This window comes from Methylobacterium iners (genome assembly GCF_022179305.1).
Classification (GTDB): Bacteria; Pseudomonadota; Alphaproteobacteria; order Rhizobiales; family Beijerinckiaceae; genus Methylobacterium; species Methylobacterium iners.
This window is the reverse complement of the sequence record NZ_BPQP01000024.1, coordinates 23455-35512: the sequence shown is the minus strand read 5'-3', so window position 1 is coordinate 35512 and position 12058 is coordinate 23455. Positions and strand designations below refer to the sequence as shown.

At 68.2% G+C, this 12058-nt stretch carries 8 protein-coding genes and 1 pseudogene; 2 read left to right on the top strand and 7 right to left on the bottom strand.

The window, feature by feature from the left end:
* Nucleotides 1-93: 93 nt before the first annotated feature.
* From MFF55_RS27125 to glmU, 3 genes and pseudogenes are all read right to left on the bottom strand, one after another.
* A pseudogene (locus tag MFF55_RS27125) lies at nt 94-213 on the bottom strand (SIS domain-containing protein); the annotation flags it as partial.
* Nucleotides 214-277: 64 nt separating this feature from the next.
* Complete coding sequence (gene glmS, locus MFF55_RS08780) at nt 278-2119, bottom strand: glutamine--fructose-6-phosphate transaminase (isomerizing) (RefSeq protein WP_238243704.1); 1842 nt, start codon at nt 2117-2119, stop codon at nt 278-280.
* Nucleotides 2120-2371: 252 nt separating this feature from the next.
* The gene (gene glmU, locus MFF55_RS08775; protein WP_238243703.1) at nt 2372-3739 is read right to left on the bottom strand and encodes a bifunctional UDP-N-acetylglucosamine diphosphorylase/glucosamine-1-phosphate N-acetyltransferase GlmU; all 1368 of its coding nucleotides are present in this window, start codon (nt 3737-3739) and stop codon (nt 2372-2374) included.
* Between the two features lie 198 nt (nt 3740-3937).
* Here glmU and MFF55_RS08770 point away from each other — a divergent pair, with 198 nt between their 5' ends.
* Nucleotides 3938-5503 (top strand): OpgD/OpgG family glucan biosynthesis protein, encoded by a 1566-nt coding sequence (locus MFF55_RS08770; RefSeq protein WP_238243702.1) that lies wholly within the window; start codon nt 3938-3940, stop codon nt 5501-5503.
* Nucleotides 5479-7659, top strand: a complete 2181-nt coding sequence (gene mdoH, locus MFF55_RS08765) for a glucans biosynthesis glucosyltransferase MdoH (protein ID WP_373874755.1) — start codon at nt 5479-5481, stop codon at nt 7657-7659. The genes MFF55_RS08770 and mdoH overlap by 25 nt, the downstream gene beginning before the upstream one ends.
* Before the next feature lie 529 nt (nt 7660-8188).
* Here the strand turns inward: mdoH and MFF55_RS08760 are convergent.
* The 4 genes from MFF55_RS08760 to MFF55_RS08745 all read right to left on the bottom strand — a co-directional run bounded on the left by MFF55_RS08760 (nt 8189) and on the right by MFF55_RS08745 (nt 11264).
* Nucleotides 8189-8440, bottom strand: coding sequence for a hypothetical protein (locus MFF55_RS08760; protein ID WP_238243701.1), 252 nt, complete (start codon nt 8438-8440; stop codon nt 8189-8191).
* A 190-nt stretch (nt 8441-8630) separates the two neighbouring features.
* Nucleotides 8631-9200, bottom strand: coding sequence for a hypothetical protein (locus tag MFF55_RS08755; protein WP_238243700.1), 570 nt, complete (start codon nt 9198-9200; stop codon nt 8631-8633).
* Between the two features lie 55 nt (nt 9201-9255).
* Nucleotides 9256-10299 (bottom strand): hypothetical protein, encoded by a 1044-nt coding sequence (locus tag MFF55_RS08750; protein ID WP_238243699.1) that lies wholly within the window; start codon nt 10297-10299, stop codon nt 9256-9258.
* A 563-nt stretch (nt 10300-10862) separates the two neighbouring features.
* A complete protein-coding gene (locus tag MFF55_RS08745; RefSeq protein ID WP_238243698.1) occupies nt 10863-11264 on the bottom strand; it encodes a hypothetical protein in 402 nt (133 codons plus the stop codon).
* Between the last annotated feature and the right edge of the window lie 794 nt (nt 11265-12058).

Sequence of the window (12058 nt, the reverse complement as noted above, 5' to 3'; positions counted from 1 at the left end):
CCCGGTCGTGGCGCCCATCGTCTAACCGGCGCGGGCTCGATCGGATCGTCACGATGAACGCTCGGGACGATCCGATCGAGCCCGCGCCGGTTAGACGATGGGCGCCACGACCGGGTCGAGGTCGGGCATCGTCACGGTGGCCATGGTGTCGAGCCCGGCCGCCGCCGCGCCCTTGGCGTCGCCGATCAGGATGATGCGGCCGCCGCGTGCACTGGTACGACACAGAAAGCCGGGCGCTGATCAAAGTCGGTGAGTGGGGGCTGGCCGTACCGGTGCCCTACTCCACCGTCACCGACTTCGCGAGGTTGCGGGGCTGGTCGACGTCTTTCCCCATGAACACGGCCGTGTGGTAGGCGATGAGCTGGATCGGCACCGCGTAGACGATGGGCGCCACGACCGGGTCGAGGTCGGGCATCGTCACGGTGGCCATGGTGTCGAGGCCGGCCGCCGCCGCGCCCTTGGCGTCGCCGATCAGGATGATGCGGCCGCCGCGCGCGGCCACCTCCTGCATGTTCGAGACCGTCTTCTCGAAGATGGCGTCGTGGGGCGCGATCACGATGACGGGCACGCTCTCGTCGATAAGCGCGATGGGGCCGTGCTTGAGCTCGCCCGCCGCGTAGCCCTCGGCGTGGATGTAGCTGATCTCCTTGAGCTTCAGGGCGCCCTCCAGCGCCATCGGATAGGCCGTGCCGCGCCCGAGGTAGAGCACGTCGCGGGCCTTGGCGATCTCGCGGGCCAGCCCCTCGACCTCGCCCTCGCGCTGAAGCGCGTCGGCCATCAGGCCCGGCACCGTGATCAGCGCGTCGACGAGGCCGCGCTCGGCCTCGGCGCTGAGCGTGCCGCGCGCCCGGCCCGCCGCGATGGCGAGGCAGAGCAGCACCGTGAGCTGGCAGGAGAAGGCCTTGGTGGAGGCAACCCCGATCTCGGGGCCGGCGAGCGTCGGCACGGCGGCGGAGGCCTCCCGCGCGATGGTCGAGGTCGGCACGTTGACCACCGCCAGCGTGTGCTGCCCCTGCGCCTTGGCGTAGCGCAGCGAGGCCAGGGTGTCGGCGGTCTCGCCCGATTGCGAGATGACCAGGGTGAGCCCGTCGCGCTCCAGCGGCGGCTCGCGGTAGCGCGCCTCTGAGGCGACGTCGATCTCGACGGGCAGCCGCGCGAGCTTCTCGAACCAGTACTTGGCCACGAGCCCGGCGTAGTAGGCGGTGCCGCAGGCCGTGATCGAGAGCCGCGACAAGTCCCGGAAATCGAAGGGCAGCGCCTCGGGCAGGGCGACGCGGCCCTGGCTAAGGTCGACGTAATGGGCGAGCGTGCGGCCCACGACCTCGGGCTGCTCGTGGATCTCCTTGCCCATGAAGTGGCGGTGGTTGCCCTTCTCGACCCGGAAGGCCTGGGCCACGATGCGCTGGCGCTCGCGCAGGACGACGGCGCCGGAGAGATCGTGGATCTCGGCGCCGGCACGGCTCAGCACCGCCCAGTCGCCCTCCTCGAGATAGGTGATCTCCTCCGTGAAGGGCGCCAGCGCCAGCGCGTCCGAGCCGAGATAGGTCTCGCCACCCCCTGATTTATCTTGCCCGAACCCGATCGCCAGCGGTGCGCCGTGGCGGGCACCGATCAGGAGGTCGTCGTGCCCGGCGAAGACGAAGCCCAGCGCGAAGGCGCCGCGCAGGCGCGGCAGCGCCGCCGCCACGGCCGCGACGGGATCGAGGCCGCCGTCCATCAGGTGGCTCACGAGCTGGGCGACGACCTCCGTGTCGGTCTCGCTCTCGAAGCGCACGCCGTGTCCCTGCAGCTCCGCCTTGAGCTCGCGAAAGTTCTCGATGATGCCGTTATGGACCACCGCGAGCCGGGCCGTGGCGTGCGGATGCGCGTTGGTCTCGTTCGGGCGCCCGTGGGTCGCCCAGCGGGTATGGCCGATGCCGATGGTGCCGGTCAGCGGCGATTCCTCCAGGCGGGTCCGGAGGTTGACGAGCTTGCCCTCCGCACGGCGCCGCTCGAGCCGCCCGTGCTCCAGGGTCGCGATGCCGGCCGAGTCGTAGCCCCGGTATTCGAGTCGGCGCAGGGCCTCGATCAACCCGTCCGCGACGGCGTCCTGCCCGACGATCCCAACGATTCCGCACATGCTGCCGTGTCTCTCAAGCCGTCATCGACGAAAGGGTCGGGCCGGGTTCCGGTCGCCGATCAGGTGCAAGCCCCGCACCCGCGGGCGGGCCGCGCGCCTGCTTGTAACGGATCGGGTTTACGAATTGCCAGCCCGCCCCGTCCGCCGACGGGGCGTCTCGCCTCCGCAAGGGGGAGAGGGAGGACCGCAGCACCTGGGGCGTACTTGAAAGACGAGGTTCAAGCACCTTCACAAGCTTCTGGTAGAAGAAGCTTATTTCTGCTTCATGCCCTTCGTCGCGCGCCAGAGCCGCGCCCCGTCGGGCCGGGTGGCCTGGCGTCCGCGGGCCACCGCCAGCGCGTCCTCGGGCACGTTCGCCGTGATCACCGAACCGGCGCCGACGATGGCGCCCGCCCCCACCGAGACCGGCGCCACGAGGGCGGTGTTCGAGCCGATGAAGGCGCCCGCCCCGATCGCGGTGCGGTGCTTGTGCACCCCGTCGTAATTGCAGGTGATGGTGCCCGCGCCGATATTGGCGCCGGGCCCGACCTCGGAATCACCCAGGTAGCTCAGATGGTTGGCCTTGGCCCCGGCACCGAGCCGGGCGTTCTTGAGCTCGACGAAGTTGCCGACCCGCGATCCCTCGTCCAGCACCGCCCCGGGCCTGAGGCGCGCATAGGGGCCGATGCTGACCCCTTGGGCCAAGCTGGCGCCCTCGAGATGCGAGAAGGCGTGGATCGTGACACGGTCGCCGACCGTGACGCCGGGGCCGAACACCACGTGAGGCTCCACGAGAACGTCGCGGCCCAAGACCGTGTCGGCGCTCAGGAAAACCGTCTCGGGCGCCACCAGCGTCGCGCCGCCGAGCTGGGCCGCCCGGCGCAGCCGCGCCTGGATCGCGGCCTCGGCCACGGAGAGCTGGACCCGGTCGTTGACGCCTTGCGCCTCCGCCTCGTCCACCGGCACGACGGCGACGGTGAGCCCGTCGGCGACGGCCAGCGCCACGGCGTCGGGCAGGTAGTACTCGCCGGCCGCGTTATCCTTGCCGATCCGCTCGAGGAGGGCGAGCGCGTGCCGTCCCGCCAGGGCCATCAGGCCGGCATTGCACAGGCGGACGCCGCGCTCGGCCTCGCTCGCGTCCTTCTCCTCGCGGATCGCCACGACGCGGCCGGCCTGGGTGAGCACGCGGCCGTAGCCGGTGGAATCGGCCGCCTCGAAGGCGAGCACCGCGACCGCCGCGCCCTCGGCCAGCGGCGCCCGCAGGCGCTGAAGGGTGGCGCCGGTGATCAGCGGCGTGTCGCCGAAGGCGATCACGACGTCGTGCCCCCCGGCGGCCAGCGCCTCGCGGGCGGCGAGCACGGCATGCGCCGTGCCCAGCCGCTCGGCCTGCGGATAGATGCCGGCGCCCGGCGCCCCGCGCTCGACCTCGCGGGCGACCGCCTCTTGGCCGGGCTCGACCACCACCGCGACCCGGGTCGCGCCGGCCTCGCGCACGGCCGCGAGCACGTGGCCGAGCATGGTCCGGCCGGCGACCCGGTGCAGGACCTTGGGCAGGTCGGAGCGCATCCGCGTGCCCTTCCCCGCGGCCAGAACGATCGCCGTGAGGCTGCGCGTCCGCATCTCGCCCGTTCCCGAATCCATCGTGTCTCGCCCCGCCTCGCGCCGGGCGCCCCCTTAGCCGATCGGGCGCGCGCGACAAAACGGGAGCCTTTTGGGGGCTTGAGGCCTTAAGGGCCGGTTCAGCGCGGAGCGTGCTACACGCGAAGCCGACACCGGTCCGCGCGCCGGCAAGAAACCTGCACCAAGAAACCTGCACCAAGAAACCTGCACGAAGGGCCCATGACGCGGAGCCAGAACCATCCGACCGCCGACCAGGATGCGTGTCCCTCACGGGATCACAGCCGGCGCGACCTCCTGCGGGCCGCCGCCGCGGGCGTGATCGGGGGGCTTGCCGCCGGCGCGGCCCGGGCCGACGCGCCCCCGCTTCCCGAGGCCGGAGCCCGGTTCACGGCCTCGACGGTCACCGACCTCGCCCGCGCGCTCGCCGCCCAGCCCTTCGTGCCTCCCCGCGAGGACGACCTGCCCGAGGTCCTGACGGGCCTGAACCGCGAGCAATACGCCGCGATCCGCAGCGTGCCCGACCGCGCGATCTGGGCCTCCGACGGCCTCGGCTTCACCATCGAACCCCTGCATCGCGGCTCGATCTTCCGGACCCGCGTCGCCCTGGCCCTCGTCGAGGACGGGCAGGTCCGCCCCCTACCCTACGACCCCGAGCGCTTCGCCGGCCCGAACCTCCCCGGCTTCACCGACGACCCGGGTCATTCGGGCTTCCGCGTGCGGGCGCGGTTCGGCGAGGACGCGCTCTCGGATTTCGCAGTCTTCCAGGGCGCCTCCTTCTTCCGCCTCGTCGCGGCGGGCGGGGAGTTCGGCGCCACCGCCCGCGCCCTGACCCTGCGCCCGGCCGATGCCCGCGGCGAGGAGTTTCCGCAATTCCGCGCCGCCTGGTTCGAGCGCCCCGCCCCCGGCGGACCGCTGGTGATTCACTTGCTCGTCGATTCCGCATCCGCCGCGGCTGCGCTGCGCATGAGCCTGCAGCCGGGGCAGGATTCGGTGGCCGAGGTCACCGGCACCGTGTTCGCGCGCGCCGCCCTCGACCATGTGGGCTTGGGCGGCATGACCACCCGCTACCTGTTCGGCCCCCACGACCGGCGCGGGGCTGACGACGCGAGGGCCGCGGTCCACGCCTCCGACGGCCTGCGCATCCGCACCGGCCGCGACGAGGCGATCTGGCGCCCCGTGCGCAACCCCGAGACGCTCCAGGTCTCCGCCTTCCTCGACGAGAACCCGAAGGGCTTCGGCCTGGTGCAGCGGACCCGCGACTACGCCGCCTTCCAGGACGACCGCACCCATTGGGAGCGCTGCCCCTCCCTCTGGCTCGAACCGCAGGGGGCCTGGGGCAGGGGCGCCGTGACGCTCGTCGAGATCCCGAGCGATGCCGAGGTGAACGAGAACGTGCTCGCCTATTGGCGCCCGGAGGCCGCGGTCGCGGCGGGCGGGCAGCTCGCGCTCAGCTACCGCCAGACCTGGTGCTGGGTGCTGCCCGAGCGTCCGCCGCTCGCCGCCGTGACCGGCACCCGGAGCGGGCGCGGGGCGGGGGAACGGCGGCGCTTCCTCGTCGATTTCACGGGCGACATCCTGTTCGAAGGGGCCGAGCTGCAGACCGTGCTCATCGCAGGCCCGGGCACCATCGCGAGCCGGGCGCTCTACCGCTATCCCGAGCGCCGCACCGTGCGGGTCGCCTTCGAGCTCGATCCGGGCGGCGAGGGGGTGAGCGAGCTGCGGCTCGCCCTCAAGCGCGCCGGGCGCCCCATCACCGAGACATGGCTCTACCGTTGGACACCCTGAACCCCCTCGCCGCCCCCGCGACCGCCGACGCCCCGGCTCCGCCTCCCGCGGAGCCGTTCCGGCCGGCGATGCCGCCCGAGGCTCCGTTGCCGATGCCCGTCCAGGACCTCCGGGCCTGGAGGCCCGGGCCGGATCGTCCTGAGCCGGCGCGGCCCTGGCTGGCGCGGGCCTTCGTGTTCGGCGGGGGGCTCGGCCTGACCGCCTACGGTGCCTTCGAGATGTACCAGGTCGTGTCGGTCTCGGGCGGCATCACGGTGCTGCAGTACCTCCTGCTCGCCCTCTTCACCCTGAACTTCTCCTGGATCGCGCTCGCCTTCACCGCCGCGATCCTCGGCTTCCTCGTCCTCCTGCGCCGCCCTGCCCTCCCGGCCGTGCCGGGCCGGCTGACGACCCGGACCGCGGTGGTGATGCCCGTCTACAACGAGGCCACGGCCCGGACCTTCGCCGCCATCGAGGCCATGCACGAGGCCGTGGAGGCCACGGGCCAGGGCCACGCCTTCGACTGGTTCGTGCTCTCGGATTCGACGCAACCCGACGCCTGGATCGCGGAGGAGCGCGCTTACCTTGCACTCCGCGAGCGCCTTGGCCCGGAGGCCCGGCTCTCCTACCGCCACCGGCCCAAGAACCACCACCGCAAGGCCGGCAATATCGGCGACTTCGTGAGCCGCTGGGGCGGGGGCTACGACCACATGCTGGTGCTCGACGCCGACAGCCTGATGACCGGCGCGTGCATCGTCAGCCTCGCGGCGGCGATGGAGGCCGACCGGCAAGCCGGCATCATCCAGTCGCTGCCCCTCATCGTGAACCGCAACACCCTCTTCGCCCGGCTCCAGCAATTCGCCGCCCGCATCTACGGGCCTGTCATCGCCACCGGGCTCGCCACCTGGTCGGGCCGCGACGGCAATTACTGGGGCCACAACGCCATCATCCGGACGCGCGCCTTCGCGGAGGCCTGCGGCCTGCCCGACCTGCCCGGCAAACCGCCCTTCGGCGGCCACGTGCTGAGCCACGACTTCGTCGAGGCGGCCCTGATCCGCCGGGCGGGCTGGGGCGTGACCATGCTGCCGACCCTGCCCGGCTCCTACGAGGAGAGCCCGCCCTCATTGATCGACGTCGCGATCCGCGACCGGCGCTGGGCGCAGGGCAACCTGCAGCACAGCCGCATCATCGGCGCCGCCGGATTGAAGGCCGCCTCCCGCCAGCACTTCGCCACGGGCATTGCCGGCTACGTCGCCTCCCCGCTCTGGCTCGCCCAGCTCGTGGTTGGCCTCGCCCTCGTCCTGCAGACGGCCTATGTGCGGCCGGAATACTTCACCCCCGAATTCGGCCTGCACCCGGTCTGGCCGCGCTTCGACCCTGAGCGCGCCCTGCGTCTGTTCGGGCTCACCATGGGCATCCTCCTCGCCCCGAAGTTTTTGGGACTTTTGCTCGCGCTGATCGACGGCCCGGTGCGCCGGGCCTGCGGCGGCGCCCTCCGGCTCGTCGTGTCGAGCCTGATCGAGATCCTGCTCTCGGCGCTGATCGCCCCCATCGCCATGCTGGTGCAATCGGGCTCGATCTTCCAGATCCTCGCCGGCCGCGACACCGGCTGGAACCCGCAGCGGCGCGACGACGGCTCGATCCCGATCCGCGACATCGTCCGCCGCCACCGCTGGCACATGGTGCTGGGGCTGGTCGCCGGCATCTCCGCCTTCGCCATCGCGACCTCCCTGTTCCTCTGGATGTCGCCGACGATCCTCGGCCTCGTCCTGGCGATTCCGATCTCCTGGGCCTCCGGGCAGCTCGCCTGGGGTCTCTGGCTCAAGCGCCGCGGCCTGCTGATGACGCCGGAGGAGCGCGATCCGCCTGCCATCGTCGCCCGCGCCGGGGCCTTGAGCCAGCACAACGCCGGGGACGGGCTCGACGAGGCCGACGCGCTCTCGGCCCTCCACGCCGATCCCGCCTTCGCCCGCGCCCACGCCCTGATGCTGCCGCCCGCCCCCGCCCGTCCCCGAGGCGCCGTCGATCCCGACCGTGCGCTCGCCGGGGCCAAGATCCTCGAAGCCGAGACGATCGCCGAGGCCCGCGCCTGGCTCTCCCCACGCGAACGCGCCGCCCTCCTCCACGACCCGGCCCTCCTGGAACGCTTCGGCCGGCTCCGCTCCGGCAAGGCGTGACTCGAGCCCGGATTTCGGTTTCCCGCATCGCCCGTTCTCGCGTATGAGTGAACGCGCGCAGGAGAGGTGGCCGAGTGGTTCAAGGCAGCGGTCTTGAAGTTCGCGCTCTGCCAAATCGCTCAATCCCATCTGATTGCGTAACGTGTTGTGCTAACTCGAATTTTCGAGCTAGCTGCGTTCTCAAATCGTTCCTCGTACCAGCTCGGCGCAACGAATTCGGTAGCAAACCCTGCCCGGCCGCCGGCCGATTGTCGAAGGGTTCATGGAGGTGTTGATCGACGCGTAACAGGCGCACGGTGGGTCCTAGCTGCTCAGTCAGCCCCGGAAAGCTGCAACCCATGACGCGCGTCGACACGATCTCGTTTAGCGCTGGCATACCCTGCATGGTGCTCGGACCGATCTGGCCGCGGATTGCCGCCCTCAATCCGGCTGAGCGACTTGGCGTGGCCGTCCTAACCTCTGGCGTGGTCGTGGGATGGCTGCTCCTCGCTCTGCGAAAGCGCTGAGCAACGCGCAGGGCTGGGCGGCATCACGGCCGGTCCATATCCCGATCACCGCCGGTCGCCCAAATTAGCTGGCAAGGTCCGCCAATCGGCGAAGCAAGGGACGGCTCAGTCTCCCCGCCATCCTCAGCATCCGGATAGCCGTCGGCTTCATCGAGAAGCGCGATGATGCGCTCGACGACGTCAAGAGCGAGCTCAACAAGGCGTTCGAACTCCTCGCGGGAGATCGTGCCGGCCGAGACACAGCGACCGCCTGGAAAGCGAAGAACGTTGGTCATTGGGCACGAACCTCGTGGTAACGAGACGCGCCAGGACGTGTCTCTGGATCGTCAAGCCACCCCTAGAGTTCCTCGTCTCACTGACGAAGAGCTTGGCGTGACGCTCTAGGGCAGCGATGCCCTCTGGCGTGGCAGGACGAACACTGAAGAGTGCGTTCCAAGCGTCGATATCGGCGCGGGTCACCGCTTCTCAATTGACCGTCGCATTGAACAGGGCGGGTTCGGAGATGTCGAGCCCGCTCTGGGCACGCCAGACCTCGTCCGCTGGGTTCGTTCTGCCATTTAGCATGAGATTGTGGGTGTCGATCTTGAGCTCGTCGGCGAACTCGATGCCGATCCACGCCGGCCAGGCGTCCTGGAAGTCGCGAGCGGTGTCAAAGAACAGCTTCTCGGCCACGGCCCTATCGACGAGCTGACCAGACTGCTCGGTCTGATTGAGGTCGCGTTGCCTTGCCTTCAGCACCAACTCGGCGGTCCGCGTCTTGCCGAAGTCGATGCCCTTACCGTCGTCCCACATGCCCTCTTCGGCGAGAACCCAAGCGATCAGGCTGGCGGCTTCGCGGGCATCCGCCTCGGTGCGGACCTCAGCGGCGGGGTGCGTTCCTCGGCTGAGTACCTTCGCGCTGTTACGCACCTTAGTACGCATCGGGTCGGTTGACGCGCTCCAGGCCTCCCGAGCGGCGACGGGGTCAATCAGACCATTCGGCAAACGCTTGATGCGCTTGGTCAATATCGCCTTGCGCACCGCATCTGCTGTCACGTGGAGTATCTTGGTTAGCTGCCGCTGAGAGGCCCCTGCCGCCATAGGTGCGTACCTAGAATTCGGCCGCTGGCGCTAGGAAAACTGGGGACCCCGACCACCCGTATCCGTCTGGCATCCCCAGGGTCCCTCGCGCTTTGGGTGAGCGGGCGACACGCCTCCCCATCGGCGGCCCGGTCTCGTTGATGCAGCTGACTGCTCCACTGCGTGCGGCCGATTGCGCTCCCCGCCTGCAGGCGGCGGAACGTGGTAAGCAGAGGCTAAAGTCGCTCCGGCGGCTGTGTGCAGCGGTATCGGTATGACCATTCTCGAGCGGCTCAGGGCCAAGTTGGACCAGTTCCTGGCGTCGCGCCGCCGCGATGAACGGATGCGCGAGGATGCTGCGCAGGCCGAGGACGGGCGGCTGGATGTGCCGTCGGCTCAGCGGGCAAGAGACTTCGAGGGCGACTACAAGGCTGCAACTCGACTGCTCAAGGATCGGATGAACCGGAATTACCCGGACAACTATCATGCCCGCCTGAGCGCAGGGACGAACAGCGTGTACGATTACGGCGAGGATCGTGCAGCGGCAGTCGACACGGCGTCGACAGCGATAGCCATGGCACTGCGGAATGGGGCCACGGTTGAGCAGGCTGTCGCGGCTGGAGCGGCGAGCGTTGGGATCTGACGCGCCATCGGTGAGCAGAGACCGGGCCGGCGTCTCTCCGTCGGTCGCCTCGATGGGCTTGGCGCTCACCGAACCAAATTTCTCCTGCCTGCCGGCCTCGGCGATATCGAGCAAGGGCATGGCAGTCGCCAGCATGTGGCCGGTGAGGTAGGCGGAGACGCGCTCGGGAGGCGCGCCATTCCGCATGCCGTGCATGGTGCGATTGGTGAAGAGCGGGGCGGATTCCGGGGTAATAGCGGCGGTCAGGGCGGCGTTTGCTGCGGCGAGATCGCTGACGGCGCGACGGACGCGCTCGGCCGCCGCGTCGATTGCCTTGCTGTCCCGCTCCAGGCGGGCGGCGGCAACCTCGCGCTCGGCAAGAATGCGGTCACTCTCGATGCGCTCCTCTGCGTTGACGACGCCGCGGTCGACCTCCGCGAGGGTGTCGGCCACACCGAAGGCGCTGCCCTACGAGGCCGGCGAGCTCGGCTTCGGAATCGGTGGGGATGGGCTTGGTGTTGCGGACCATGGTCAGGCGGCCTGCTTAGTGGTGACCACCATCGTCTCGAGCGGGGGCAGGGTCACGCCGTCGGCCTGCAGCTTCTCGCGAAGAGCGTTGCGCAGGTACTCGGAGTTAGACGTTCGACGCTTGCGGGCTGCCTCAAGAAGGCATTGGCCACGCCGCGCTCAGCCCAGAAGCGGACGTGCTCGAGGTAGCTCAAGTAACGGACATTTGTCTGCACAGCCTGCTCCTCAGATCAGGTTTGAATACGCAGACAGTGTTTCACCAGAGGGGTCGCGGGATACGTCACCGTTGCCGGTATTGCCGCGACGTTCAGGTTCGAGCGGTCATAGGACGTGCTGCGATCTGTCGGTCAGGAGTCGTGCGATGGGCGACGAAAGAGACCCCGAAGATGACGGCCAACCGAGGTGGAGGATCGTGGCTCTGGTCATTTTGCTGACCGCGGTCATCGCTGCTTATGCAGTTATTCTGATCAGGCTGTGAACTCGCCACCTCAAAGCAATGTGCAGGAGCCATAACTGAAGCCGACTTCAGTCTCGTCTTCCGGATCCATCTGCGATCTGATGAACCTCATTTTCTTTAGATCCAGCGTCAGGAAGTTGGTCGCACTCTGACACTTGATGGTGTTCAGGGCGCGGTTCTTATTCGAGCGGTATGAAATCTTCTGGCACTCGTAGAACTCGGACTGCCCAGCCGATATCAAGCTTAGATATTCTCGGTTGATGGTGAGTGAGAATGTCCGCTTAGCAATGCTCTTAAAGCTGACGTTGGCGTCTTCCTCGTCTGACCTCAAAGCCATCGACAAGTCTTCCTTGCAGATCATTGAACCTTTGAATTGTGCCGAAGCGGGCACCGCGCCGACAAGCAGGAGCGCGATGCAGTTCAGCGTTCTCATAGCGCAACCTTCGAGAGGGCAATCGAACACGAGCGTCCATCCTACGTAGCTCGCCGCAGAAGTCCGTATGGCACCTTCTCAATTGGTTAAGATGACAATTCGATCGTCCCCGCTGCGACAGGTTCGTCTCACCTTAGACAGTGTACCGCTCATCTCGCCACTTATGCAAAAGCACCTGGAGGTTTGCTCGCTCGTAGTAGTCGATCACCGCCGCGCTGCTGCAGTTTCCACTCAGATTAGCTCACAGCGCCGTTGGTCTTCATTGAGCAGCATCCTGAGCGCGACCAAGCTGACCACCCATGAACCGCCACCGACGCGCCGGCCGATCTGATGCTGCTCGCACTATCACCGCATCGTTTGAGCCGACTTGCCGGAGATCTCGGCCGCTTCCTCGATCGAGATGCCTTCCCGTCGATCGAAGGGGATTAGGCAGCGAGGCGCCTTATGCAAGGTCTGGTGCTCGACCCCAGTCATGACCGCACCTCGCGTGATAGGCAAAACTTACTGCGGCTCGACGCAGCCGAGAAGAAGCGTATCCTCATGGCTGCCTCTACTTGGGCACGGAGGAAATAATGTCAGCAAATTGGAAAGCAGTTAAAGAGGACCTGGGCTGAAGCTTGAACCAAGGTCAAGATGTTGAAGGTCACACTGAACTAAAATAAGCCTTTAGTAAGGGTGACCCGAAAGAAATGGGACGCGTAATCGAAGCCTTCAAGATGGGCCAGCGCGACAACCACAAGATCTCAAATTTCACATGATGCGCCCACGAGGATGACAAACGGCTGTACAACATC

Coding starts and splice junctions, on each gene's coding strand:
- glmS (WP_238243704.1), bottom strand. CDS start 2,119: ATGTGCGGAATCGTTGGGATCGTCGGGCAGGACGCCGTCGCGGACGGG.
- glmU (WP_238243703.1), bottom strand. CDS start 3,739: ATGGATTCGGGAACGGGCGAGATGCGGACGCGCAGCCTCACGGCGATC.
- MFF55_RS08770 (WP_238243702.1), top strand. CDS start 3,938: ATGACGCGGAGCCAGAACCATCCGACCGCCGACCAGGATGCGTGTCCC.
- mdoH (WP_373874755.1), top strand. CDS start 5,479: ATGGCTCTACCGTTGGACACCCTGAACCCCCTCGCCGCCCCCGCGACC.
- MFF55_RS08760 (WP_238243701.1), bottom strand. CDS start 8,440: ATGACCAACGTTCTTCGCTTTCCAGGCGGTCGCTGTGTCTCGGCCGGC.
- MFF55_RS08745 (WP_238243698.1), bottom strand. CDS start 11,264: ATGAGAACGCTGAACTGCATCGCGCTCCTGCTTGTCGGCGCGGTGCCC.